Consider the following 26,183-nt stretch of genomic DNA (forward strand, 5'->3'; position numbering starts at 1 on the left):
TCTTTCTGTCGTTTGTTCAGTGTCTATAAAAGTGTCTAAGGCCATAAACATAATGTCCATTTAATAAATAATGGACACTATCGGGATATTGAGCAAATAAGAAAAGTGGGGTTCAGCGGACGCTTACTTCAAATGCAAATAAAATACATCTAAAAACCAAAACAAAACTATAAAGAAAACAGCAGATAAAATAATGCAATTTTCCATCACGATCGAATCCTAACCTATACTGCAATAACTGATCAAAAGTGATGAGCTGAGGTTGCTCAAACATATCTTCAGCAATTGTTTCAGCCATTCCCATTTTTCTAGACTTTACAGATTTGATAGTTCCTAATTCTTTGCCTTTACCTGACCGTTGTATGGGGGCATCAATTGAAAGAGAATTGTCTTGTTCAACAGTATCAGCACGCCGTTGAGGAGGGATATCTTGATTATTGAAAGTTGGTAGCTCAGCTGTATTGGGGATTTCATCAGCATCAGACAGAAATACTTTAATGATCACCACGATGATGATCATACTCAAGATAGAAAAAATAATGACCCACATTGTTTTAATTCGATTTTATTTTTTTGTATTGTGACGATCATTCAATCATCATGCAAGAGAGTATGCTGAATGCGCTCAGTATTTATGATTCAAATACATTATCAGTCTTTTTCCTTTTACCGCAATTTAAAACTGTTTAGATCGAAACAGTCTGGACTGAACGATTTTGCCTCGAATTTCAGTCCAACTGGTGGCAATCCAGCAGACAAATGAACCTAAGGTCACCATGATTGCTCCCAGCCAAAAAGATTGTGAAAGCCTAGAGTCTAAAATCCACATTGAAATCAGAGATGAAAATATCGGACTAAAATATGACAGGGTGACTAAGAGCGTAATGTTGCCTTGATTAATTCCGATATTCCAAGCGGCATAGCCTAGACCTGTGACCACTGAAACCAATGCCATATAGATCATCGTATTGGCATCTAAACTTGGCATATTTATCAATTGCTCAGGGTGGATAATCAGCATTTTTGCCCACAGTACAACCGTGACCGCGATAAAGAACAATGCAATCGGATTATGCCCACCACTGTATTTTTTGGTAATCACACAATACAACGCCCATAGACTTGCACCGATCAATGCCAATAGATAACTGATTGGATTGGTTTCGACATTCGCGATGATGGTCAGCCAATCCAACTGACCATTGCCAGTTTGAATATACACCACGCCACTCAAGCTAATGATGAGTCCAACGATGACCAAAGGCGTAAATTTAAGTTCTTTGAAAATAATCAGCAGAGCAATGGTCATACTCGGCCAAAGATAATTGACCAAACTCACTTCAATGGCTTGTTGCGCTGTTTGAGCCAAAGCAATCGCATAAGAAAAACAGATCTCGTAAATCACGAATAGCAAGGTCGCACTGATCAGATAGACACGTGGAATTTGTCTTAAATTCGGGATTCGAAAAATGACTAAAAGTAATAGAGCGCTCAAGCTATACATAAACAGCACAGCCAAATCAGGTCCAATGCTAAAGCTAATTTTTTTGAGTAAACCGACGATGGATGACCATTGTAAAATCGCCGTGAAGCCAATCAGTGTGGCAATATTTTTGGTCATGAGCTACTTATATCTATGGCAAGCGATTGCCACAATGACTGTAGCAGGTTGAATGTCCGATTATATGCCTAAACCTGATCTGCGTATGCAGATCGAATGCGTTTTAGCCGATATTCTGCTTGGTATTTTATGTGGGTTAAGTTTAAATTTTCTGTGAAATATGAATGCTTATTTACAGAGTTCTAACAGCGAGAATACCGCTTTGTGGTAAAACGGAGAGATTCAAATTTCACTCTTATTGTGAGGATCATGATAATGACAATTACATTGCATTCCAAAAGCGCTCAAACACAAAATCAAGCAGAGCATCATCATCAAAAATCGAAGTCTTACTTAAGTTATCCACGTGCTTTATTTATCGGTTTGACTTTGATGGGTTCAACACAAATGGCTGTGGCTGGTCCAACAGTGGATCAGCTGAGTGATTGCTTAATGAAATCCACCACCGCTACAGATAAAACCGCCGTTTTGCAATGGACATTCGCAGCGTTGTCTTCACATCCTGATTTGAAGGCATTTAGTAATGTATCTGCTACACAAAAAGAGCAGTTAGATAAAAACCTCGCAGGCGTGTTACAACGCATTATCGTTGAACAGTGTTCTGCACAAACCAAAGCGGTGATCCAAGCAGAAGGGATTCAAGCTGTAGGGGATAGTTTTCAAGAACTTGGCCGTAGTTCAGGTGAAGAGATTTTAAAAAATCCTGAAGTGAAAGCACAGTTAAAAGGCGTGTTGCGTTATCTTGATTTAAATAAATTGGTGGTGACTTTTTTAACCCCAGATATTTGGAATAAATTGGGCTTAACACGTTAATGGGGATGTTTACTCATTTTAGTCATGCTGATTTGAGTGTGGTTTCAGGGTTATAAGGATTGGTGAATGATGTTGAATAAAGTGTTGATGATAGGGTTGATGACGCTAGGTGGTATCTCTTTAAGTCATGCAGATCGTCCGAAATTATCGAAGCAGTACACTGCTTGTATGGATAAATCAGGTGGTGTAACGACCAAAATGCATGCCTGTATCTCCACTGAAATTAAGTTACAAGATGCTCGTTTAAATCAAGCGTATAAAACACTCTCGACTTCTTTAAATTCGACTCGTAAAAAACAGTTAAAGGGCGTACAGCGGACTTGGATCAAGTATCGTGATCAGAACTGTGATTTTTATGCTGACCCTGATGGGGGGTCACTGGCTCGAGTGAATGGTGGCATTTGTTTAATGGAAACGACGGCTTTAAGAGCAACAGAGTTAGAGCGTTTATCTGCAGAGCATTAATTCACTTTTGATCTGTGCTAAAGACTTCATTTATTCAATGTACACATAGACAAAGAGAATGCTGGTAAATGTCAGCATTCTCTTCTTTGGGGTTTCAAAATCAAGGCTGTTTAATTCACGATTTTAACTTAATAAATGATTAAGGTAGCAATGAGTCGCTTAGTCAAAAATCAAAACACTTTTGCCTTGGGTATGACCTTCCAATATATCTGTATAAGCCTGTTGTGCTTGTTCAAATGGATATTTACGACTGACAGACCATTTGATCTTTCCTTCAGCGACACCATCAAGCACATGTTTTAAATTTGCAGGATTTCGTTTCACCCAAACAGGTTTGATCTTGTCAGATGATAGTTTACGTCCTGCGATTGTTCCCATAAATCCGCCAGCTTTCACGGTTGCAAGTGAAGCTTGTGTCGCATCTTCATGCCCACTCATATCAATAGAGACATCGAAAGGATTTGGATGAATTTTTTTTAAGCGTTCTGTTAAGCCTTCGCCATATATGACTGGCGTTGCGCCTAAATCACTGATGTAGTCTTGGTTTTTTGCCGATGCCGTTGCAACCACATCGATTCCATGATTCACCGCGAGTTGAATCAGTACAGAGCCAACACCGCCTGAACCGCCATGAATCAGTAGGGATTGAGCAGGACCCATTTCATTAAGGATGGTCATGGCAGTTTGTGAGACACCTGCGAGTGTGCCTGCGACTGCCCAATCGATATTGCTTGGTTTTTTGATCAGGTTTTCTATAGGTACATCAATCACGGTGGCATGGGTAAATGCACCACCTGAACCTAAAACTTCATCTCCTACTTTCCACGTGCTGTTGTCTGTGACTTCGATAATCACGCCTGCATACTCTGTACCAAAGGTCTGAGGTAGGGCAGCGTGTTTGAATTCGCCTGTCATACGACGTGCATCAATCGGGTTGATGCCTGAGGCTTTGACTTGAATGCGTGCCATGCCTGAAGCAAGAGGTGCTAATGTTTGTTCTTTGAATTCGAGGACTTCTGATGGCCCGTAGCTTTGTGCAAGGAGAATGGTGCTGTTCATTTTTATTTGCCGAGTGATCAATATATGGATTGATTATAGGGAGCTAAAGTGAGGGGATTGAAGGGCTAAAAATAGGACAGTGTTTTCTTTTATTTTTTTTGTTTTACCTCTCCCTAACCCTCTCCTGAGAGGAGAGGGAATATCCAATACTAAATGAATGCTGTCATAAGATTAGTAATGATGGCTCCTTCTCCCATTGGGAGAAGGCGGGGGATGAGGGGATTTTAAATACGTCCCAAGTCTTCGAGTTTGGCGATGGAGGATACTTTTTTGATGGTCATATTTTAAAACTTTCTAATCGATTTTTGATATATTTTGCTGAGTTTTCTATACTCGGATATACCGTTCTTTGGTTGATATTCAGTAAATCTAGTTCTTCTAATATCGACTTTTTATCATCTTTTTTTATTCTGATTCTATCTACATTGAAGTCATCATTACCATTTTCAGGGATTGCTTCCGCATCTAAACCAAAGATAAGAAAAGATCCTGATTGAGCAATAATCCTTTCCTGATTTAAACGACCCTTTACACAGAATGTGTTTTTAAGATCTTTAATTTCAATTCTAGGTTTGAAGTAGGGCTTTTCATTTAATATACAGTGCAAGTATTGTTCATAAACTTTTTCACTAAGGTCAGAATCATTTAAAAGAACTTTTTTTGAGTCATTTTTTTGGCATTTAATAATATATTGGGACAAGTGATCTTTTTGACTAGCTGTTAATTTCGCTAAATTTGTTAAACAAGAAATTTTATCCGAATCATAAAAACATACATCAGTCTTTTTAACAGAAATCAAAAGAACTTCGCCATCCTCATCATGCTTTAAATTTTCACAAGCAAAATATAAGGCTGTCAAGGGATTACTTGAGATATCAAGTAATCGAGTTGGCATCCCATAATGTTGCATTCTTGTAAGGATGTCAAAACCACTGATGTCATTACTGAAGGAATTGGGTTCCATTGTGAGTAACTCACGAAATAATAAATGTTCACCTTCTAAATAGACTTTTCCTTTGCCATTAGGATCTTCGCGTAAAAGAGATGGTAATAATTGATATGAATGTTTTCCATGACCTCTGTAAAATACTTCTCGATTTTCATTAGATCTATTAATAAGTCCATTAATTTTAAGAACTTTACTAATGAAATCAGATACGTCTTTAACATATGTAGGAGTATTAAACCCTCTGATGTCTACAGAGATGTGCGTATTGAATGTTGCCTTTAATTTCCCAGTGTTTTTAGGTGGATTTAGAAGGTCGATATTTTGGTTTGGAAAATAATTTAAAAGTTCATTAAGGTTTCTAAAAATGTTAAGAGGTTCTAGATTTTTAAATAGATTTGAATTTTTAATCGCCCAATGAGTTCTAGTCTTTTCCCACCCTTCAAAATTTAATGCTTTTTCTAATGCGCTAATATTAATTGAATTAGTGTCTACTTTTTCTGAGAGCAATTTTAATTTTGCAGTAATTATTCTTTTATTTAATTCGACACTTTGTAATTCTGCAATGGCAATAAAATCCTTAAAGTCTTCAAAACAAACAATGCAGGGATAATTACGAAGAATTAGAAATGATTTTTCCTCTAAATCCTTTAGTTTAGAGCGAATAGCCTCATGTGAGTATTCGCTAAAGCGACTAATATCATAGGTTATAGAGATTATATCTTGTGTTAGATATTCAATTTCATATTCAGCAAAAGATTGTAATAAATTGAAATAAGCCATAAAAAACCCCGCATTAAGCGAGGTCTTTATAACATGAAATCAATTGATTAAATAATAAATCAACCAATCAATTTCTTCATTAATTCATTCACTTGAGCAGGGTTAGCTTTGCCTTTCGCTGCTTTCATCACTTGACCCACAAGACCGTTAAAAGCTTTCTCTTTACCAGATTTATACTCTTCAACCATCTTCTCATTGGCAGCAAGTACGTCTTTAATAATTGCTTCAATTGCGCCTGTATCAGTTTCCTGTTTCAAGCCTTTGTCGCTAATAATCTCGTCGGCAGTTTTGCCTTCATCCCACATAAAGCCGAACACTTGTTTCGCAATCTTGCCATTAATGGTGTTGTCCACAATACGTGCAATCATACCGCCAAGTTTTTCCGCCGTTACAGGAGAATCAGCCAAATCTAAGCCTGCTTTGTTTAGCGCCCCTGAGAATTCACCCATTACCCAGTTTGCAGCAATTTTACCTTGTGCAGCACCGCCCGCAGCAGCCACAACAGCTTCATAGAAGTCTGCCATTTCACGAGTCAGCGTTAAAACGTGAGCATCGTACTCAGTCACACCAAAGTCAGCCACAAAACGCTCACGACGGGCTTTAGGCAACTCAGGCATGGTTGCTTTAATTGCTTCAATCTGTTCATCTGCAATAATCACAGGCAATAAGTCTGGGTCAGGGAAGTAGCGGTAATCGTTCGCTTCTTCTTTAGAACGCATCGAACGCGTTTCCATCTTCACAGGGTCGAACAAACGGGTTTCTTGGTCGATGGTGCCGTCCCACTCCAAAATTTCCATTTGACGTTCAATTTCAACATTGATCGCTTGTTCAATGAAACGGAATGAATTGAGGTTTTTAAGCTCACAACGTGTACCGAAGGGTTGACCCGGGCGACGTAAAGACACGTTACAGTCACAACGGAATGAACCTTCTGCCATGTTACCGTCAGAGATCCCTAACCAACGCACAAGTGTGTGAATCGCTTTAATGTAGGCAACCGCTTCTTCAACAGAACGCATATCAGGTTCAGATACGATCTCAAGCAGTGGCGTACCTGCACGGTTCAAATCGATACCTGACATGCCTTCAAATTGGTCATGGATCGATTTACCTGCATCTTCCTCAAGGTGCGCACGCGTCACGCCAATGCGTTTTACAGTGCCATCTTCAAGTTGAATATCGATATGACCCAAGCCCACAATTGGGTTGTCCATTTGGCTGATTTGATAGCCTTTTGGCGAGTCAGGGTAGAAATAGTTTTTACGTGCAAACACAGAGGCTTGGTCGATATAAGCATCGATACCCAAACCAAAGCGAATCGCAAGATCAACCACTTCTTTATTTAATACAGGTAGCACGCCCGGCATGGCCAAATCAACAAGGCTGGCTTGCGTGTTTGGATCATTACCAAAAACAGTCGATGAACCTGAGAAAATTTTGGTATTGGTTGCAAGCTGAGTGTGAATCTCGATACCAATAACCACTTCCCAACCATCAATCAGGTTTGATTTAGGTTTAGCGGTGTTCTTTGAATTGTTTTGAGACATTATGCGTTCTCCTCAGCAATTGCAGCGCGTTTCGTATGCCAATCGGTGGCTTGTTGATACTGATGTACCACAGACAACAATTGAGATTCTGACCAATAGTTACCAATCAACTGTAAGCCAACCGGTAAATTGTCTTGGTCAAAACCAACAGGCGCATTAATCGCAGGAAGACCTGCCAAGTTCACCGCGATGGTGTAAATGTCACCCAAATACATTTCAACAGGTGATAGGTTTGCACCAATCTTATAGGCAGTTGTCGGTGCAGAAGGCGCTGCGATGACATCAACAGATTCGAATGCTTTTAAGAAGTCTTGTTGGATGAGACGACGTACTTTTTGTGCTTTCACATAGTACGCATCGTAATACCCAGCCGACAATGCGTATGTACCAATCAAGATACGTTGCTGAACCTCTTTACCAAAACCTTCTGAACGAGAACGTTTGTATAAGTCCATCAAGTCCACAGGATTTTCACAGCGGTAGCCGTAACGAACACCGTCAAAACGTTGTAAGTTAGAAGACGCTTCAGCAGGTGCAATCAAGTAATACGTAGGTACATAAGCATCCGTCATGTTGAGATCGATCTCAACCAAAGTTGCGCCCATGTCTTCCAATTTTTTAAGTGATTCTTCAACACGTGCTTTAACGTCCGCATCTAAGCCTGCAACATTAAAGTATTGTTTAGGAATACCAATGCGTAAGCCTTTTACCGATGTGCCGTTTAAGTTTGCAACGTAGTCATCGACTTCTTTATTGACTGATGTTGAATCTTTAGCGTCATGACCTGCGATTACGTTCATGAGGTAAGCACAGTCTTCAGCAGAGCGTGCCATTGGACCGCCTTGATCCAATGATGATGCGTAGGCAATCATACCGAAACGAGACACACGACCGTATGTCGGTTTAAGACCAGTCAAACCACAGAAAGACGCAGGTTGACGGATTGAACCGCCGGTATCTGTACCTGTTGCAATTGGTGCTAAATCAGCAGCCACAGCCGCAGCAGAACCACCTGAAGAACCACCCGGAACATGATCTAAAGCCCAAGGGTTTTTGGTCGCACCAAAGTAAGAAGACTCAGAGGTTGAACCCATGGCGAATTCGTCCATGTTCACTTTACCTAAAGTGATCAAGCCTGCTTCAATCCCTTTAGCCACTACAGTCGCATTATAAGGAGAGATAAAATTATCTAAAATTTTTGAACCAGCCGTGGTTTTCACGCCTTTGGTACAGAAAATATCTTTGTGCGCCAAAGGAATACCGGTCATCAGACCCGCCATCCCAGATTTTAAAAGACCATCTGCAGCATCAGCTTGAGCCAAAGCCAGTTCAGGGGTCACAGTCACATAAGATTGAACTTGAGTGTCAATTTTTGCGATACGGTTTAAATAGTGTTGAGTCAACTCGCGTGATGAAAACTGAGCGGATTTTAAACCTTCAGCCATTTCACGAATTGATAAGCGATGTAAATCAGTCATGAGTTCAATTCTTTACGTTCAAATTTAAATAAGGTTTAAGGCGAAATTATTCGATCACACGAGGCACAAGATACAAGCCATCCTGTGTTGCAGGGGCTACCGCTTGATAATCCTCACGGTGATTTTCTTCTGAAACCACGTCTTCACGTAAGGGTTGTGGATTGTCAAATGGGCTCTTTAAAGGCTCAACACCATCGGTATTAATCCCTTTTAAGGTTTCCATCATTCCTAAGATTTTATTTAAACTTTGAGCATATTCAGCAGATTGCGTTTCGTTTAAAGATAAGCGTGCCAAATGAGCAATGCTTGAAACGGTTTGTGCATTTAAATCTGCAGAATGCTGAGCATCTGAAGCTGACATGATGTCTCACCTAATCAGTATTAAAAAATATTCAAATATCGTGTGTTATAATAAGCGATTGACTTGTTCAAATCATCACATTTAGTTAAAGTTGCCATCTTACGACCATATAACGTTTAATTGAGAACGAACCGTGATTCTAAAACGACTAATTGGCTTGTTTTCGCCAGATCTTGCCATTGATTTGGGTACAGCTAATACACTAATTTATGCGCCAGGACGGGGCATTATATTAAACGAACCGACGGTTGTGGCGATTCGCCATAGTGGTTCACAAAAAATTGTTGCCGCAGTTGGCCTAGATGCAAAGCAAATGTTGGGTCGTACACCTGCAAATATTTCTGCGATTCGCCCAATGAAAGACGGCGTGATTGCAGACTTTGAAGTGACTGAAACCATGTTAAACCAATTTATTGGTAAAGTGCATGAAAAACGTTTATTCCCACCAGCACCACGTGTGGTGGTGTGTGTGCCTTGCAAATCGACACTGGTAGAGCGCCGTGCGATCCGTGAAGCGGTATTCAATGCAGGTGCACGTGATGTACGTTTGATTGAAGAGCCGATGGCGGCTGCAATCGGTGCAGGCATGCCAGTGGAACAAGCATGCGGTTCGATGGTCGTCGATGTTGGTGGGGGGACCACTGAAATTGCGATTATCTCACTACAAGGTTGTGTCTACGCTGATTCCCTTCGTATCGGTGGTGATGTCTTTGATGAACAAATCATTCACTATGTACGTAAAGCACATGGTTGCATGATCGGTGAAACAACCGCTGAATTGATTAAAAAAGAAGTGGGTATGGCACTTCCAGACGAAGGCGCAAAACCACTTGAGATCGAAGTGCGCGGTCGTAACCTTGCAGAAGGTGTTCCGCGTGCGATTACAGTCACGTCTGATGAAATCACTCAAGCGATTTCTGATCCATTACAAAGTATTGTTTCAGCGGTTAAATCTGCGCTAGAGCAAACCCCTCCAGAGTTGTCTTCTGACATTGCGGAACGCGGTATTGTATTGACAGGTGGCGGTGCATTATTACGTAACTTAGACAAACTCTTGTCTCAAGAAACTGGCTTGCCTGTTTTGGTTGCAGAAGATCCGTTGTCTTGTGTAACACGTGGTGGTGGTAAGGTATTAGAATTCTTCGATAATCCAAATCACGATATGTTATTCGTAGGTTAAGAAAGGATCTTAGGCGGTGCAACCGAATCTTTTTTCAAGACAACCGCCATCTTTTCGTTCCTTCATCATTGCGGTTGTGACTTGTTTCGTGGTGCTAATGTTCAATTGGCGTATGCCACACCTGGTCCAACCTGCAAGAGATGTCTTGTATGCTGCATACAATCCAATTTATGCCATTGCAAGTTATCCTGTTTTATCGAAAGAATGGCTGAATCAACAAACCAAGTCTGAAGCTCAATTGCGCCGTGAAAATACTGCGATGCAAGCTGAACTTTTACAGGCGCAAGTCCGCTTACAAAAATTATCTGAACTCTCAGCTGAAAATACCAGACTACGTGGCTTACTCGATACACCTTTAATTATTGATGGTCGTATGGAGATCTCTGAAGTCATCGGTACGGATGCAGATCCTCTACGACATATTATTGTGATTAATCGCGGTGCTACTAATCAACTGAGAGTGGGACAGACGGTTCTCGATGATAAAGGCATCATGGGGCAAATTGTCAATGTCTATCCTCATAGTAGCCGAGTGATGTTGTTGTCGGATAAGGAACATTCTCTTTCAGTGCGTTTAGAAAGTTCAGGGATGCGTGCGATTGTCACGGGTACTGGGGATTTAGAGCGTTTGAAAATGGAATATGTGCCGACCAGTGCCAACATTAAAGTTGGGGATAAAGTTTACAGTTCGGGTTTAGGACAACATTTCCCTGCAGGATATTTAGTGGGTACGGTTTCTAAAATTAAACGTGAAAACACGGGCGAATTTGCGCAGATTGATGTTAAACCAGCAGCGCAACTTTCAGGTGGTCATCATGTCGTGGTTATGTTCTCAGATTCTTTAGCCATGGAGCAACCGAATGCTCAACGCTAAGAACCTTAGTTCGGACCTGCATAAAGACCCACTCATCGCGATTATTGTTTCAGTCATCATCTGCTCCGTATTGGTGGTTTATCCGTTGACCTACAACTTGGCAGGTTGGCGTCCACTCATCATGTTAATGGTGACCCTGTTTTGGATCTTGTGCCAACCCACTTGGTGTGGTGTTTGGTTTGCATTTGGGATTGGGTTGTTCACCGATTTATTGTTGGGCGCACCTTTGGGCTTAAATGCTCTGAGCTATGTGTTGATTACTTTTGTGATTCGGTACTTTATACGTGAAAGACGGGTCATGACTTTTGGTAATACTTGGCTCATTGTGAGCATGGCGGTTGTGGCACATTTGGTTTTTATTTTGTTAGCTCAAGTGATTTCAAGTGTAGAAAGTTCAATTACACGTCATTGGCTACCATTGATCAGTAGCATTGGCTTATGGCCAATTCTCTATTATTGCTTAAAAAGATGGCGCGTTTAATATTGGCGTCGAGTTCGCCTCGACGCAAAGAGTTGCTTGAACAGGTGGGACTGAACTTTGAAATATTCAGTCCAGATGTTGACGAGTCTGTACAGCCCAACGAAAGTGCAGAACATTATGTACAACGTTTAGCAGAGCAAAAAGCACAAGCTGTTTTAGTTCAATTTCCCGACGCGATAGTCATTGCGGCAGACACCAGTTTAGTGTTAGATCATAAGATTATTGGAAAGCCTGAATCGAAACAACATGCATTTGAGATATGGTCCGCTTTATCTGGGCGTCAACATGAAGTGCTCAGTGGTATCTGTGTCGCGTCGGCCCATTGTGAGCAAAATCAAAATGCTATTCAAAGCATGGTGGTACGCACTCAAGTTCATTTCCAAAAGCTGACTGAACTCGAAATGGAACAATACTGGGCAACGGGTGAGCCGATTGGCAAAGCAGGGGCTTATGCCATTCAAGGTTATGCTGCTCAGTTTATTCCACGTATAGAAGGAAGTTATAGCAATGTTGTTGGCTTGCCTCTATATGAAACATTACAATTATTGAAGAATATTGATCAAATAAAGCCTATTTTAGAACACTGATTTAAGAATATGACGAGCTCGCTTAAGTACAGAGCCAACCAGATGAAGCAAGATTAAGGCACTAAATTAATCTCGCAAACGAATTTTTATAATGTTTTGAGTATTTTTTATGTCTGATGAATTGTTGATTAACGTCACCCCGACAGAAACAAGGGTGGCTTTAATCGAAAATGGTACGGTGAATGAGCTATTTGTTGAGCGTTCTGCAAAACGTGGTTTAGTCGGCAATATTTATAAGGCAAAGGTTGTTCGTGTACTGCCCGGTATGCAAGCTGCTTTTGTGGATATCGGCTTGTCTCGTACGGCTTTCTTACATATCAATGATATGGTGTGGCCACGTAATCAGCCGACACCGAATGTCTTTGAGTTACTGCATCCGGGTCAAATTCTGACCGTTCAAGTCATGAAAGATATGCTTGGTACCAAAGGAGCACGACTGAGCACTGATCTTTCTATACCTTCGCGATATTTAGTGATGATGCCCTATGGTCATCATACAGGCGTATCACAGCGTATAGAATCAGAAGAAGAGCGTGATCGCTTACGATCCATTATTGAGCGCATACAGGCAGAGCATAAGCTTCCAGGTTCAGTGATTGTTCGAACGGCTGCTGAAGGGATCGCTGAAGAAGCCATTGCACAAGATATGGCTTATTTAGCCAAGCTTTGGGAATTTATTCAGCGTAAGCAAAAAAGTATCGTTGTGCCTTCTCTTGTTTTTGAAGAATTACCATTACCGCAACGTATTATTCGTGATCTTGCCAATGAAAATACAGTCAAAATTCAAGTAGATTCACGTGAAGTCTTCCAAAAGTTAGAAGAGTTTGTGCAAGAGTTTGTGCCAACCATTCATGGTCGCTTAAAGCACTATCCAGGCGAGTGTCCAATTTTCGATTTGTATAATGTGGAACACGATATCCAAAAGGCTTTACAAACGCGTGTTGCATTAAAGTCCGGCGGTTATTTGATGATTGACCAGACCGAAGCCATGACCACAATTGATGTCAATACAGGCTCCTACGTTGGTGGGCGTTCTTTAGAAGATACTGTCTTTAAAACCAATATGGAAGCCACTCAAGTCATCGTACGTCAATTGAGACTGCGTAATTTGGGTGGAATTATCATTATTGATTTTATTGACATGCAAGAGCTACAGCATCGTGATGAAGTTTTAAAACAGTTTGAAGAGGTATTAGAAAAAGACCACGCTAAAACCAAAATCACTCAGGTTTCTGAGTTAGGTTTAGTAGAAATGACGCGTAAACGCACGCGTGAATCTTTGGAGCATTTACTGTGTGAAGCATGCCCGACCTGTCAAGGTCGCGGATATGTCAAAACAGCAGAGACGATATGTTACGAGATATTTCGGGAGATATTACGCTACTCTAGAGATTTCAAATCTCAGAGTGGCTTTACTGTCGTTGCTCATCCGCACGTGGTTGATCGGCTTTTAACGGTAGAGGCAACAGCTGTCTCGGATTTAGAGCATTTCGTGAGTCGAGTCATAAAGTTTCAAGTCGAAAATTTATACACGCAAGAGCAATACGATATCATTCTGAATTAAATTTGTAACAGAATTTCACTAAACAGTTGTTACATCTGAAATTTTACTTTCAAGGCTCACTTCACAATACTAGTGGCTATAGAAACAAGTAGCCAAAGGTTAGTAATAACCTGAGCAAATGTGAGGTAAAAAAGATGAGTATGGCTGAACAAATTTTAAATCGTGGTATCAAGCATGTTTTAGAGCCACAGCATAAAAATGCATGTGTGATGTTAACTGAGCAAGGTCAAGAAGTTCAGATCACTAAAGCGATGGTTGTGGTTGCATGCCAACAATTATTAAAACAATGTCGAAACATTAAGAATTAAGGGGCTGATTAAAAGCCCCTTAGTTTATTGCTCAATTTTATATTCAAAATTTATACTCAAAAACCGTTCATTCCAATCACGATGCATTCGCAGTCATTTTCTTTTCGATTTCTATAGCTTCTTTTTTAGCAACGATCTGTTCAAATATCTGAATTTCATCTTCTAAATGGGTCAAAAGATTCTGCATTTTAGGTAATGTATTTCGACAACCTGTTAGACCGACTTCAAGTTTATCTAGATAACTGGTCATCGTAATATTGAGTGCTTGCCCATCTAAGATGATAGAAGCAGGGTAGAGCGCATCTAGTTTCGCGCCATTCCAATACAACGGTTCTGTTGGGCCAGGAACATTCGAAATCACAATATTAAAGGCCTGACGCTTAGGCATCACGCCTGAAAGAATGTTAAAGCCTGCCGCACCGTACACGAAGGCACTGTAATTCAAAATCTGATTCGATGTCATTCTACGAAAGCGAGTCTTGGCATTTTTTACACTGCGAATGATGATGTCTAGGCGATCTAGTGGTTGCTCTTTATGCGTACCTAGATTAGCTAATATCATGGTGATACGGTTGCTCAGATCTGAGTTGTCATCACGAATAGACGCTGGAACCATCGCAATCAAAGGTTTTTTGGGTAGTGCATTTTGAGACAATAAGTATTCGCGTAAGGCACCTGAACAAATCGCCAAAACTACGTCATTAATCGTCACACCTAAAGACTTGGCGATTTTGCGTAATCGTTCCAATTCAAAGGACTGTGCTGCAAAACGACGAGAAGCACTGACTCGTTGGTTCAATAAGCTCCCCGGGGCTTGAAAGCTTGACACATAGTCAGGATTTCTCATTTCCTTAAATACAGTCTGATAAAGCTCTTGAGTTACACGTGGTGCAATCGAGAGTTGCTCTTTGACGGTATTTAATATGCCTTTTAATGCGGATACAGGCGCAGCTTTCAAGCGTTTTGCACGCTTTCCTTCGACACACCATAAGGGAACAATCGTTTTTTCATACGGATCTTTAGACAGTGATTTCTCGATCAAGCGCATACCTGCCACGCCATCGACCATGGCATGATGAATCTTAAAGAACATGGCAAAGCGATTGCCTTCGATGCCTTCAATAATATGACAAGTCCAAAGCGGTTTAGCACGATCAATCAATGCACTGTGCTCTTGAGAAATATAAACCAAGAGTTCACGAATACGTCCAGGATGAGGTAGGGCAATATGTCGAAAATGATGATCAATATCAAATTCTTCATCCTCATCCCAAAACAAACCATTTAAACGATTGTTAAAAGGCGGAATCGGAATCGATTTGGATTGACGAATATCGGTGACCAAATCTTGGATAAAGGTGCTTGAAGCGTCTTTCGGAATTTGAAATAAAAATAAACCTCCAACATGCATCGGCTGTTGGCGCTTTTCTAAGCTTAAAAAAATAAAATCGAGGGGATGTAAAGGTCGCATAGTTTTAGATTGCCTCACTGCAATATATCTAAATCGCTTTTTAGAATTATATGTCCGTTAAATCTGAGTATAGTGCTTTTTATGTATGAATTGCGAAGAAAATGATGAATTTCAGGTGCAAAAAAGCCACTAGTAACAGTGGCTTTTTTGACTATTTTTTTAAATTTCCTGAATGTAAGCCACATTCTTTATGTGTCGCTTCTTCCCACCACCAACGACCTTCACGTTCATGTTGATTCGGTAAGACTGGTCGGGTACATGGTTCACAACCGATGGAAGTAAAACCACGTTCATGTAATGGATTATAAGGAATTTCCATTAAGCGGATATAGTTCCAAACATCGCTACTGCTCCAATTTGCTAGGGGATTGTATTTAATTAAACTTTTCCCTTCGCCTGAGAATCCGATATCATGCTCAATTACTGGAATTTCAGTGCGTGTGCCTGGACTTTGATCCTTACGTTGACCTGTAATCCAACCATCTAATGTCGCTAATTTTTTACGAAGTGGTTGAACTTTACGAATACCACAGCATTCCTTATGATCATCTTGATAGAAGCTGAATAAGCCTTTGGCATTGACTAGATTTTGTACGGCTTCAGATTCAGGAAAACAAAACTCGATTTGAATATTGTAATGCTGACGCACAGTGTCTAAGAATTGATATGTTTCTGGATGCAGACGACCTGTATCTAAACTGAATACACGATAAGGCTGACCAGAATTGTGAGCCATATCAATTAGAACAACATCTTCAGCACCAGAGAAGGAAATAGCAATTTCACCTGCTTGGCTCAGTGCTAATTCTAAAATTTCATTCGGAGATTTATCGGCGTATTCAGATGCAAGTGCATCTACAAGGTCAATCGTTGGAATCGTAGTCATGGGCGTCCTGGCTATAGGCTTGGAAACAGCTAAACCTATATTAATTTATTTCCTAGAAATTTTAAGATAAATCTTAAATACAACTTATCACTAAAAAGTAAAAGCTTATGAAAAAAATAGATTTAAAAAAGATCAATGCAATTTAATTATCTTCGGTTATGATAAGTCAAAATTTTGTCAACCTATCAAGAGGGATGGTTCATGGAAGTTGTATGTCTAGATCTGGAAGGCGTTTTAGTTCCTGAAATTTGGATTAACTTTGCAAAGAAAACAGGAATTAAGGAGCTAGAAGCAACGACTCGTGATATTCCTGATTATGACGTGCTGATGACTCAGCGTCTGAATATTCTGAAAGAACATGGTTTAGGTTTAAACGATATTCAAGCTGTAATCGCTGAAATGGGTCCTTTCCCTGGCGCGAAAGAATTTGTTGAGTGGGTAAGTACTCATTTTCAATTGATTGTTTTATCGGATACTTTTTACGAATTTGCTCATCCATTGATGAAGCAACTCGGCTGGCCGACTATTTTCTGTCATAAATTAGAAACGGACGAAAATGGTGTGATTACAGATTATAAATTACGTCAACCTGATCAAAAGCGTAAAGCTGTGCAAGCACTTCATGGTTTAAATTTCCGTGTGATCGCTGCTGGTGATTCTTATAATGACACGACTATGCTCGGCGAAGCTGATGCAGGTTTCTTATTTGATGCACCTGATAATGTGATTGCTGAATTCCCACAGTTCCCACCTATTCATGGTTATGCGGCTTTGAAAGAAGCGATTCGTAATGCTTCTGTTCGTGATATTCCGGCTTAATTCAACAGCAATAAAAAGGCGCTTAAAGCGCCTTTTTATATTTTAGAGTTTTTGCAATACTTAGAATTTATAACCCATTTTTAGACCGTAGCCCATCGCATAGTTGTTTTCAAAACTACCTACAGGTTCACCACCTGTTTGTGCAACGGCATCGCCTAACCAGAAGTATTTAACACCCGCTTGAATAAATGTATCTTGCGTCGGGCTGTATTGACCACCTAAACCCACACTCCAGTATCCTTCAGTTGGACCTAAGGTCGTAACAGGATTACCTGCGCCAGAATCATAACCTACAGAAGTTGATCCGGACCATTTCTCGTTGAACTTATGACCTAAGCCTAAAGTTGCAGAGTACTGGTCATCAGAATATTCGATTAAATCAAGTCCTTTAGATTTTAAGGCTTGAGGTGATACTACAAATTGATCCCAATGTACCCAACGAAGATTAGCAAAAGCTAATGTGTTTTGAGAAATACCACTTTGTAAATCTACATTAACGGACTGTGGTGTTACTGCTTGTACTTTAGATAAAGGCGCATTCTGTAAACCTAAGCCAAAAGATTCATCAGCTACTGCATTGTGTTTAATTTCAGAGCGGTATGTCACAGCTGCTTTTAAAGCAATATCAGGAACCTGATATGCAAATCCAGCTAACCAACCCCAAGCTTCAGCGGTATCAACTTGAATATCATACCCTGCATTTTTATACGCTAAACCACGTAATTGAATATCAGCAGCAACTGTTTGCCACACTGGACCTGCATAAAGGTTCCAGTTTTCAGTCAGTTGATAACCCATCAAGCCTGTAATGTTTTCTGTTTTAACTTCTACTGATGTGCCTTCATTTTGTTGTGCAAAGACGGGATTATTAACCTGATATGTGGCATCTGCACCAAATGGTTGATCGTATAGCAAACCTAAAGAGATGTGATCCGCCACTTGAATTTTAATTGCTGCACTTGGAAAGTGATAGTCATCAGCCATATCCGATATTTTAAGTGCATTGCTTTTTACAGTTGGATCTAAAACTGAAATACCAGCTTCTGCATAGTTTCCTGATTGTAAAAATGCGGAGATAGATTGACCAGAACGGTCTAATCCTGCTGCATTTAAAAACGTTATTGGAAGAGCGCTCAGTATAATAGCTGAGCTAATAGCAGATAATTTCATGAATTATTCATCTCTGAAAGCCAAGATGGCAATAAAAAGTGTGTGAAAAATAACACAATGAAAAAAAGAGTAAATACTCAGTTTTGAGTAGTAGGTGGAAGCATGATTATAACTTGAACAATTTTGAGTGTTTATTCTATATATGTATATGATTTAAAAAAAATTATTGAATCATTGAGATGAGTTTTTTTTTAGTACTGTTCGGTTTGAAAATATACAATTAATTTATATTTGTATATTAATAAAAAAGACCGACAGAGCGGTCTTTTTTATGTTTTTTAATTTTAGAATTTATAACCGATTTTTAAGCCATATGCCCAAGCATCATTGTCTTCAAAAGTAGCTACATAATCGTTACTACCTGCTTGTGCACCAGTTTGTGCATCAGCATCACCAAGCATAAAGTATTTAACACCCCCAGCGATAAAAGTAGCAGGAGTAGGGCTGTATTGAAGACCTAAACCAACATTCCAGTAACCTTCAGTTGGACCTAATGTTGAAACAGGGTTTCCGGCACCTGAATCCCAGCCTACAGAAACGTTACCCGCCCAAAGATCATTAAATTTACGACCTACACCTACTGTTGCAGAAATTTGATCGTCAGAGTATTCAACTAAATTAAATCCGTTAGGTCGAGCAATTGTCGGTAATTGGCCAGCAACATTCGATACTTGTCCGAACTTATAAGGTTTAATTGAGAAACTAGACCAGTCAACCCAACGTAGATTTGCAAAGGCAACAGTGTTTGCCATGATCCCTGTTTGGAAATCTAGATTTACAGATTGTGGAGTTGTAATTGTTGTTTTCTCGGTTGGAGCATTATTTGCAGCAATAAGTCCATTAATGGTAGGAAGTAAAGGCGCTAATTGAGGGCCTAAAGGGCTACCCGATAATTGAGGTAAAGCTTGTTCAAGTTTATCCAATAAACTTATAGATTCATTGATATTCACTTTATGATCGATTTCAGATCTGTAAGTTAAAGATGCTTTTAAAGCAATATCAGGAATTTGGAAGGCTGCACCAGCTAGCCATCCTGCGCCATCAGTCTCTTTAATACTTGCGTCATAACCATTATAAAGACTGTAAGCATTACCTCTTAAAGCAACATTCCCTTTAATCGTTTGATAAACACCACCACCGTAGATGTTAATATTTTCATTAGGTTGGAAGCCAACGATTAATGAAAGATTTTGAGTGTCTACATCAACTTTAGTTGCACCTGTCGTACCACCTACTAAAGCAGTTGGAAGGCCGGAAATAATGGTATCGCTAGGTGATGCAACAAAAATATTGTTACCATTGTATTCTGCTTCAGCCCCAAACGGCTGATCGTATAGTAAACCTACTGAAATTTGATCTGTGGCTTGAATTTTCAGTCCAGCAGTTGGGAAATAGTAATCACCAGCCATATCATCGATATTTCGCTGTGCGCCAACAGTTTCTTTACCTGAAACATTTGGATCTAAAATTGAAATACCAGCTTCAAAGTAATTATCGGGTTGCAAGAATGCTGAGATTGATTGACCAGAACGGTCTAGGGCAGCCGCGAAAGCACCAGCAGTTGGCAATGATAATAATATAGCGGTTGTTAATGTTTTTAATTTCATTTGAATCTTTCCCTAACATTCTAACGAATCGAATTTTTAGTTTTTAAAATTGGTTAGATTTAAGTGTTGTTACACAACTGAAATCTAAAGTTACTTGTGAGAACAAAATAGCACATAAAAAATAAGAGTAAATACTCTATATAAATAGAGCATTTACTCTTATTGAATTAAATAAATCCTAATGAATAGCCATTTTTTTCTCTAAAAATTATATGTATTTGATATTCATAGTAAGTTTTATTAAAAATAACTTAACTATGTATCGCTTAAATCATAGTTAAAGGTGATCAATAAATAATCATTTATTGTTTTTTTGAACTATTTAGTTCAAAAAAAGAGTACAAATGCACTCTTTTTAAATCGTTAATGTATTAGGATTAAAATTTATAACCGATTTTTAGACCATACGCGATGGCATCATTATCTTCAAAGTCACCAACTTTAGTACCCACCGATTGTCCTTCTGCATCACCGAGCATAAAGTATTTCACACCACCAGCAATAAAAGTCGCTGGAGTAGGGCTAAATTGTGCTCCTAAGCCAACATTCCAATAACCTTCAGTTGGCCCAAGCGCTGTGACTGGATTACCTGCACCAGAATCCCAACCTACAGAGAAATTACCTGCCCATAGATCATTGAACTTGCGACCTACCCCGACATTGGCAGACCATTGATCTTTTTTATAGTCAATAATGTTTTGACCTTTGGTTGGGTCAGCTGGGCTTCCCGCTAATGTTGCTGTCACTCTTCTGAATTTATCGATATCAATACCATATCCGCCCCATTCTACCCATCGAACATTGGCAAATGCGACAGTATTCGCCATGATTCCTGTTTGAAAATCGAGGTTAACGGATTGAGGTGTAGAAAGCGCAGTATCTTTAGATGTACCCAAAAATAATGGATTATAAGCAGCAGCTGGTCCAGGTAAACTTACAGATTCACTTGTTTCAAGTTCATGATCAATTTCAGAACGATAAGTGAGTGCTACTTTTAAAGCAATATCCGGAATTTGATAGGCAGCGCCTGCTAACCAACCAATACTATCGTCTCTTTTGAAATTTGCGGTATAACCAAGACTGGATAAAGTAATGTTTCCTCGAACATCTTGATAGGCAGCACCACCGTAAATGTTGATATTTTCATTTGGTTGGAAACCAACAAGTGCTGTTAAATTATTGGTTTTTACTTCAACATCTGTACCTGCTAATGGTCGTGGTCCTAGAGCAGATATAATCGTCCCATCTGAATAATAGGCATCCGCGCCAAAAGGCTGATCATAAATCAAACCTAAAGAGATATTATCTGTCGCTTGAATTTTGAGGGCAGCACTCGGAAAGTAGTAATCTTCGCCCATATCGCTAATTTTACCTTGAGCATTTTTTCCAGAGACAGTCGGATCAAGAATAGAAATTCCTGCTTCAAAATAATTGTTAGGTTGAAGGAAAGCACTAATTGACTGTCCAGAACGATCCATTGCAGCGGCATAGACACCAGAAACAGGTAATAGAGCGAGTAATACAGAAGAACTGATGGCTTTTAATTTCATTTTATCTATCCTTAGATAATTTAAAAATATTATGATTCTTGAGCTATTTTTTTACTTAGCTTTGAAGTGGAAAATAAGCATATTTTATTTGTTGGTTATTTTTCACTCTTAAATTCAACATAGCATAAAGGTACAGAGATGCAACAAATAAATATGACTAAAATGACGAACGAAATGAGAAAAAAAGTCAATGATTGAATATTTATGTGAAGTGGTTTGATTTTGATTTAAGGGGTTTGCGCTTTGCGGGACTCGAACCCACGCCGGTCGCTTAGGAGGCAACTGCTCTATCCAGTTAAGCTAAAAGCGCATTAAGTATGAAAAATTATATGAAATATACTTTAATTTGATCATTCGGGATAGATCAATATACTTATACTGAATCAGTAAAAATGAAGGGCATTTAACTCGAATGCCCTCCATTTTTAGTTTTATTTATTGCTATTCAGACTCTTATAAAGAATCATCATAATTGCGATCCAGACCGGAATCATAATCACAGACTCTTTAAAGCCTTGAGTCCACATAATGAACAATACAACAGCAATAAAGGCAAGAACAATGAAATTTCCTAAAGGTGTCCACAGTGCTGGGAATTTAGTGATTTCACCTGTCTGCTTCATTGCTTGCTTAAATTTCAAATGCGTTAGCGTAATCATTGCCCAGTTCAATACTAGTGCACCAACCACGATGTAAATCAAATGTCCTAAGGCATCTTCAGGAACAAAGTAATTGAGTAGTACACAACCGAAAATCAGCACTGCTGAGAACAATACCGCTGGAATGGGTACGCCTGTTTTATTGGTCTTTTCGAAAATCTTAGGCGCATTGCCTTGTTTTGCTAAACCAAAAAGCATACGGCTATTTGCATACATACCACTGTTATAAACAGAAAGTGCAGCAGTCAAAATAATAAAGTTGAGTAGGTGGGCTGCCCAGTTAATTCCAAGTTGACTAAAGATCATCACAAATGGACTTTTATCCAACCCCCCTAGATCAAGCTGGTTCCATGGCACTAAAGATAAAAGAATAGTCAATGAACCTACATAGAAAATCAGGATTCGGAACACCACTTGATTAATGGCTTTGGGAATCGTTTTCTCTGGATTTTCAGCTTCTGCAGCTGCCATCCCGATGAGTTCAATACCACCGAAAGCAAACATCAAGAATGCTAGCATGAAGAACAAGCCTTCAAAACCATTCGGGAAGAATCCACCGTGAGCCCATAGGTTGCTAAATGAAGCGGTTGAGTTTTCACCCGCAGTGAAAAGCAAGAATAAACCAAATGCAATCATTGCAACGACAGCAGTCACTTTAATGATTGATAACCAGAATTCTGATTCGCCGTAAAACTTTACATTACATAAGTTCACTAGAGTAATAATAATAAAGAAGGTCAGTACAGATGCCCAAGCGGGAATATGGGGCCACCAGTAATTAATATATTTTGCGACTGCAGTGAGCTCTGTCATTGCAACGAGGATATAAAGGATCCAATAATTCCAACCTGCTAAGAAGCCTGGGAATTTGCCCCAGTAGCGATTTGCAAAGTGGCTAAAAGAACCTGCAACAGGTTCATGAACAATCATTTCCCCGAGTTGACGCATGATGAGAAATGCGATGAGACCACCAATTGCATATCCTAAGATAATTGAGGGGCCTGCAGACTGTATGACTTGCGCAGATCCTAAAAATAAACCAGTACCAATTGCGCCACCCATGGCAATCAATTGAATATGACGATTTTTGAGGCCGCGCTGAAGTTGAGAAGAATTGTTATCCAATTTATTCAGCTCGCCGAGTGATTTTAAATCATTGTAATAGATTGATTTCTTTTAGCCTAGTAAATCTGACGTACTGCAGAAATCATTCATTTTCAATACGATAAAAAGGATTAAAAATAAAGTTAAAACAAATATTTAATTTTACACATTTCTCATCTGAAAAAATCATGCCTCAGCCATTTTAAGTTATTAACCCGATTTTTATACTTAAGTCCTGTAGTTTGATGCATAGTTTTTCAGCACTATATCAAGTCTAAAGTGGACATAGATACCCTGATAAAAACCGAAGGATAATAAACAATGAGCTTTCCAGCACAAATTAAAATTCCAGCAACTTATATGCGTGGTGGTACGAGTAAAGGTGTATTTTTTAAAGTCAGTGATTTGCCTCAGCGAGCTCAAATACCAGGATCAGCGAGAGATCAGCTTTTACTTCGCGTAATTGGCAGCCCGGATCCTTATGGAAAACAAATTGATGGTATGGGTGCAGCGACATCAAGCACCAGTAAAACAGTGCTTTTGGAAAAAAGTACTCAAGCAGACCATGATGTTGATTATCTATTTGGCCAAGTGTCAATTGACAAAGCATTCGTGGATTGGAGTGGAAACTGTGGAAATTTGACTGCCGCAGTGGGTTCGTTTGCAATCTCAAATGGATTGGTCGATGCAAGTCGTATTCCTGAAAATGGCTTATGTACCGTTCGTATTTGGCAAAAGAATATTCAAAAAACCATTATTGCACATGTGCCAATCACCAATAGGCAGGTTCAAGAAACAGGTGACTTTGAGTTAGATGGGGTGACTTTTCCAGCGGCAGAAGTTCAAATTGAATTTCTTGATCCAGCAGATGATGGTGAAGATGGCGGTGCAATGTTCCCAACTGGAAATGTTGTAGATCAATTAGACGTACCTGATATTGGAACTTTCCAAGCGACATTTATTAATGCAGGGATTCCAACGATCTTCCTCAATGCTTCAGATATTGGCTATACAGGTGCTGAGCTGCAAGATGATATTAATGCTGATTCTGCTGCATTGGCAAAGTTTGAAACGATCCGCGCTCATGGTGCACTTAAGATGGGAATCATTCAAGATCTAGCTGAGGCGGAGAATCGTCAACATACCCCTAAAATTGCATTTGTTTCACCTGCAAAAAGTTATGTGTCTTCTAGTGGTAAATCCGTGAACGATTCGGATGTAGATTTATTAGTTCGTGCACTCTCTATGGGGAAACTTCATCATGCCATGATGGGAACCGCTGCTGTTGCTATTGGTACTGCTGCAGCAATCCCTGGGACATTAGTGAATATTGCGGCAGGTGGTGGTGAACGCGAAGCAGTCCGATTTGGGCATCCGTCAGGTACTTTAAGGGTAGGTGCTCAAGCAACATTTGAAAATGACCAATGGCAAGTCAAAAAAGCCATTATGAGTCGCAGCGCGCGAGTTTTGATGGAAGGCTGGGTAAGAATTCCTGCTGATAGTTTCTAACAAAATTTTGATGTCTGAGACTAAGTTTATTCCTGCAATAGATTTGGTCTTCTTATTGTGAAGTCGATATTAATGATTTGGACTAATGTGCTTTATTCTTTGATTCAAAAATCAAGCTTGAATGGTAAATTTATCTATCGAATAGTAAGTCATTTTTTAGTGAAATTTGATTACAAAAAGCTTATTTTTTCATCACTATTTCACATGATATATTTCAACTAAACGACATATACATAATGATTGTGCATATTTTCTTTTAAATAGAATTGATTAAAAGGGGAGATACCAAGTTCATTAATGAATAATGATTAAGAATGAGGTGATTATGACTTCTATAAAACATCATGAAACAAGTAATTCTGTGTTCCTCGATACGCTTAAGGCGATGGGAAAACTAGAGCTGGTTTCTTTCATCTCAAAATTACCTGTTCCGATCGCAATATTTGACCATGAGTCAACGGTACTCGGTGTAAATCAATTATTCGCTGATATTTATGAAAGTGATGCATTGTATATGCTGGGTAAAAAGCTGAATGAATTTTCTACTGTTGTTTTTGCGCTTTATACAGATGCAGCTGATAAATTTAATAAAGAGCCTTATTTAGACCATATTGAAAATGAATTTTATTCTAAAGGACATTTTTATATTCTGAATTTTAGAGTATTAAGAAAGGATGATAGGGTAATTGAGTCCATTATTATTGTGTGTGCTGACGTAACGCGTTTAAAGCGACGTGAGCGTGTATTAATTCAAAATAATAAGAAATTGCACGATTCTTTATACATTGATCAAACCACGGGTCTTAAAAATAAAATTGCACTAGAGGAATATTTGTCGGAACACTTTATTGGGGGTAATCGAGAACGCTTTTCCTTTGTTAAAATTGATATTGAAGACTTCAAAAAATTTAATCGTTTGAACAGTTATAGCATTGGTGATGAAATTTTAAATCAGTTGGGTAAGTTGTTTTCTGAAGAGATTGATCAAGACAATGCACAATTGTATCGATTGAATTCAGCCAGTTTTATTATTGTTCTTGAGCAATCGACGCCTTGGAAAGTACTGACTGTTGCAGAGCGTTTAAGACAAAAAATTGACAAAGAACAAATACGCTTTGATGAAAATAGTGATGAAATTCTTGGCATAACAATCGGGATCTATCACCCACGTGTGAATGATAATTATGCAGAGATTGATATTATGCATCAGTTAGAGATCGCAGTGAATCAAGCCAAAGAACAGGGTAAAAATGCAATCTTTGTATTAAAGTAGCCTTTATAGTCATTCAAGATAAGATTAATGTTCTCAACCCATTCAAAAGAACGTTCTTCATATAATTC

At 39.2% G+C, this 26,183-nt stretch carries 24 protein-coding genes and 1 tRNA gene; 11 read left to right on the top strand and 14 right to left on the bottom strand.

The features are described 5' to 3' along the window. Positions 1–112: 112 nt before the first annotated feature. Both AC5YCE_RS04785 and yddG read right to left on the bottom strand, forming a co-directional pair. Positions 113–550 carry a hypothetical protein gene (locus AC5YCE_RS04785; protein ID WP_496171249.1) on the bottom strand — a complete coding sequence of 146 codons (438 nt, stop codon included), beginning with the start codon at positions 548–550 and terminating at the stop codon, positions 113–115. 126 nt (positions 551–676) lie between these two features. Further along, positions 677–1,621 (bottom strand): aromatic amino acid DMT transporter YddG, encoded by a 945-nt coding sequence (yddG, locus tag AC5YCE_RS04790; RefSeq protein ID WP_496171250.1) that lies wholly within the window; start codon positions 1,619–1,621, stop codon positions 677–679. A gap of 372 nt (positions 1,622–1,993) precedes the next feature. On the opposite strand from yddG, the gene AC5YCE_RS04795 reads away from it, so the two are divergent. Continuing rightward, entirely contained in the window at positions 1,994–2,434 is a 441-nt protein-coding gene (locus AC5YCE_RS04795; protein WP_496171307.1) for a hypothetical protein, read from the top strand. A gap of 66 nt (positions 2,435–2,500) precedes the next feature. After that, the gene (locus tag AC5YCE_RS04800) at positions 2,501–2,899 is read left to right on the top strand and encodes a lysozyme inhibitor LprI family protein (protein ID WP_496171251.1); all 399 of its coding nucleotides are present in this window, start codon (positions 2,501–2,503) and stop codon (positions 2,897–2,899) included. Between the two features lie 159 nt (positions 2,900–3,058). On the opposite strand, the gene AC5YCE_RS04805 is transcribed toward AC5YCE_RS04800, so the two are convergent. From AC5YCE_RS04805 to gatC, 5 genes are all read right to left on the bottom strand, one after another. After that, on the bottom strand, positions 3,059–3,958 hold the full coding sequence (locus tag AC5YCE_RS04805) for an NADP-dependent oxidoreductase (RefSeq protein WP_496171252.1): 900 nt from the start codon (positions 3,956–3,958) through the stop codon (positions 3,059–3,061). A gap of 277 nt (positions 3,959–4,235) precedes the next feature. Next, positions 4,236–5,687, bottom strand: a complete 1,452-nt coding sequence (locus AC5YCE_RS04810) for an FRG domain-containing protein (protein ID WP_496171253.1) — start codon at positions 5,685–5,687, stop codon at positions 4,236–4,238. A gap of 59 nt (positions 5,688–5,746) precedes the next feature. After that, the gene (gene gatB, locus AC5YCE_RS04815; protein ID WP_496171254.1) at positions 5,747–7,234 is read right to left on the bottom strand and encodes an Asp-tRNA(Asn)/Glu-tRNA(Gln) amidotransferase subunit GatB; all 1,488 of its coding nucleotides are present in this window, start codon (positions 7,232–7,234) and stop codon (positions 5,747–5,749) included. Beyond that, the gene (gatA, locus tag AC5YCE_RS04820; RefSeq protein ID WP_496171255.1) at positions 7,234–8,712 is read right to left on the bottom strand and encodes an Asp-tRNA(Asn)/Glu-tRNA(Gln) amidotransferase subunit GatA; all 1,479 of its coding nucleotides are present in this window, start codon (positions 8,710–8,712) and stop codon (positions 7,234–7,236) included. The genes gatB and gatA overlap by 1 nt, the downstream gene beginning before the upstream one ends. Before the next feature lie 46 nt (positions 8,713–8,758). Continuing rightward, on the bottom strand, positions 8,759–9,073 hold the full coding sequence (gatC, locus tag AC5YCE_RS04825) for an Asp-tRNA(Asn)/Glu-tRNA(Gln) amidotransferase subunit GatC (protein ID WP_496124550.1): 315 nt from the start codon (positions 9,071–9,073) through the stop codon (positions 8,759–8,761). A 133-nt stretch (positions 9,074–9,206) separates the two neighbouring features. Between gatC and AC5YCE_RS04830 the strand changes: the two genes are divergently transcribed. From AC5YCE_RS04830 to AC5YCE_RS04855, 6 genes are all read left to right on the top strand, one after another. After that, positions 9,207–10,253 (top strand): rod shape-determining protein, encoded by a 1,047-nt coding sequence (locus AC5YCE_RS04830; RefSeq protein WP_496124551.1) that lies wholly within the window; start codon positions 9,207–9,209, stop codon positions 10,251–10,253. Positions 10,254–10,269: 16 nt separating this feature from the next. Next, positions 10,270–11,127 (top strand): rod shape-determining protein MreC, encoded by an 858-nt coding sequence (mreC, locus tag AC5YCE_RS04835; protein WP_496124552.1) that lies wholly within the window; start codon positions 10,270–10,272, stop codon positions 11,125–11,127. After that, the gene (gene mreD, locus AC5YCE_RS04840) at positions 11,114–11,608 is read left to right on the top strand and encodes a rod shape-determining protein MreD (protein WP_496171256.1); all 495 of its coding nucleotides are present in this window, start codon (positions 11,114–11,116) and stop codon (positions 11,606–11,608) included. Before mreC ends, mreD begins: the two co-directional genes overlap by 14 nt. Then, positions 11,596–12,195, top strand: coding sequence for a Maf family nucleotide pyrophosphatase (locus tag AC5YCE_RS04845; protein ID WP_496171308.1), 600 nt, complete (start codon positions 11,596–11,598; stop codon positions 12,193–12,195). The genes mreD and AC5YCE_RS04845 overlap by 13 nt, the downstream gene beginning before the upstream one ends. A gap of 109 nt (positions 12,196–12,304) precedes the next feature. Further along, complete coding sequence (rng, locus tag AC5YCE_RS04850) at positions 12,305–13,759, top strand: ribonuclease G (RefSeq protein WP_496124555.1); 1,455 nt, start codon at positions 12,305–12,307, stop codon at positions 13,757–13,759. Positions 13,760–13,893: 134 nt separating this feature from the next. Next, positions 13,894–14,067 (top strand): PA1571 family protein, encoded by a 174-nt coding sequence (locus AC5YCE_RS04855; protein ID WP_496124556.1) that lies wholly within the window; start codon positions 13,894–13,896, stop codon positions 14,065–14,067. Between the two features lie 76 nt (positions 14,068–14,143). On the opposite strand, the gene AC5YCE_RS04860 is transcribed toward AC5YCE_RS04855, so the two are convergent. Both AC5YCE_RS04860 and AC5YCE_RS04865 read right to left on the bottom strand, forming a co-directional pair. Then, positions 14,144–15,538, bottom strand: coding sequence for a WS/DGAT/MGAT family O-acyltransferase (locus AC5YCE_RS04860; protein WP_496171257.1), 1,395 nt, complete (start codon positions 15,536–15,538; stop codon positions 14,144–14,146). Positions 15,539–15,689: 151 nt separating this feature from the next. Beyond that, complete coding sequence (locus tag AC5YCE_RS04865) at positions 15,690–16,424, bottom strand: phosphoadenylyl-sulfate reductase (RefSeq protein ID WP_496171258.1); 735 nt, start codon at positions 16,422–16,424, stop codon at positions 15,690–15,692. 201 nt (positions 16,425–16,625) lie between these two features. Here AC5YCE_RS04865 and thrH point away from each other — a divergent pair, with 201 nt between their 5' ends. Next, positions 16,626–17,243, top strand: coding sequence for a bifunctional phosphoserine phosphatase/homoserine phosphotransferase ThrH (thrH, locus tag AC5YCE_RS04870; protein WP_496171259.1), 618 nt, complete (start codon positions 16,626–16,628; stop codon positions 17,241–17,243). A gap of 60 nt (positions 17,244–17,303) precedes the next feature. On the opposite strand, the gene AC5YCE_RS04875 is transcribed toward thrH, so the two are convergent. The 5 genes from AC5YCE_RS04875 to AC5YCE_RS04895 all read right to left on the bottom strand — a co-directional run bounded on the left by AC5YCE_RS04875 (position 17,304) and on the right by AC5YCE_RS04895 (position 23,354). Next, positions 17,304–18,413, bottom strand: coding sequence for an OmpP1/FadL family transporter (locus tag AC5YCE_RS04875; RefSeq protein WP_496171260.1), 1,110 nt, complete (start codon positions 18,411–18,413; stop codon positions 17,304–17,306). A 284-nt stretch (positions 18,414–18,697) separates the two neighbouring features. Next, complete coding sequence (locus AC5YCE_RS04880) at positions 18,698–20,020, bottom strand: OmpP1/FadL family transporter (RefSeq protein WP_496171261.1); 1,323 nt, start codon at positions 20,018–20,020, stop codon at positions 18,698–18,700. Between the two features lie 377 nt (positions 20,021–20,397). After that, positions 20,398–21,570: an OmpP1/FadL family transporter gene (locus tag AC5YCE_RS04885; RefSeq protein ID WP_496171262.1), complete on the bottom strand. Its 1,173-nt coding sequence runs from the start codon at positions 21,568–21,570 to the stop codon at positions 20,398–20,400. 237 nt (positions 21,571–21,807) lie between these two features. Then, positions 21,808–21,880: transfer RNA gene (locus AC5YCE_RS04890), tRNA-Arg, on the bottom strand. Between the two features lie 121 nt (positions 21,881–22,001). After that, on the bottom strand, positions 22,002–23,354 hold the full coding sequence (locus tag AC5YCE_RS04895) for an amino acid permease (protein WP_496171263.1): 1,353 nt from the start codon (positions 23,352–23,354) through the stop codon (positions 22,002–22,004). A gap of 300 nt (positions 23,355–23,654) precedes the next feature. Between AC5YCE_RS04895 and prpF the strand changes: the two genes are divergently transcribed. Both prpF and AC5YCE_RS04905 read left to right on the top strand, forming a co-directional pair. Further along, positions 23,655–24,842, top strand: coding sequence for a 2-methylaconitate cis-trans isomerase PrpF (gene prpF / locus AC5YCE_RS04900; RefSeq protein ID WP_496171264.1), 1,188 nt, complete (start codon positions 23,655–23,657; stop codon positions 24,840–24,842). A 325-nt stretch (positions 24,843–25,167) separates the two neighbouring features. Beyond that, a complete protein-coding gene (locus tag AC5YCE_RS04905; RefSeq protein WP_496124565.1) occupies positions 25,168–26,115 on the top strand; it encodes a sensor domain-containing diguanylate cyclase in 948 nt (315 codons plus the stop codon). Positions 26,116–26,183: the final 68 nt, after the last annotated feature.

This window comes from Acinetobacter sp. CY79 (assembly GCF_059515845.1).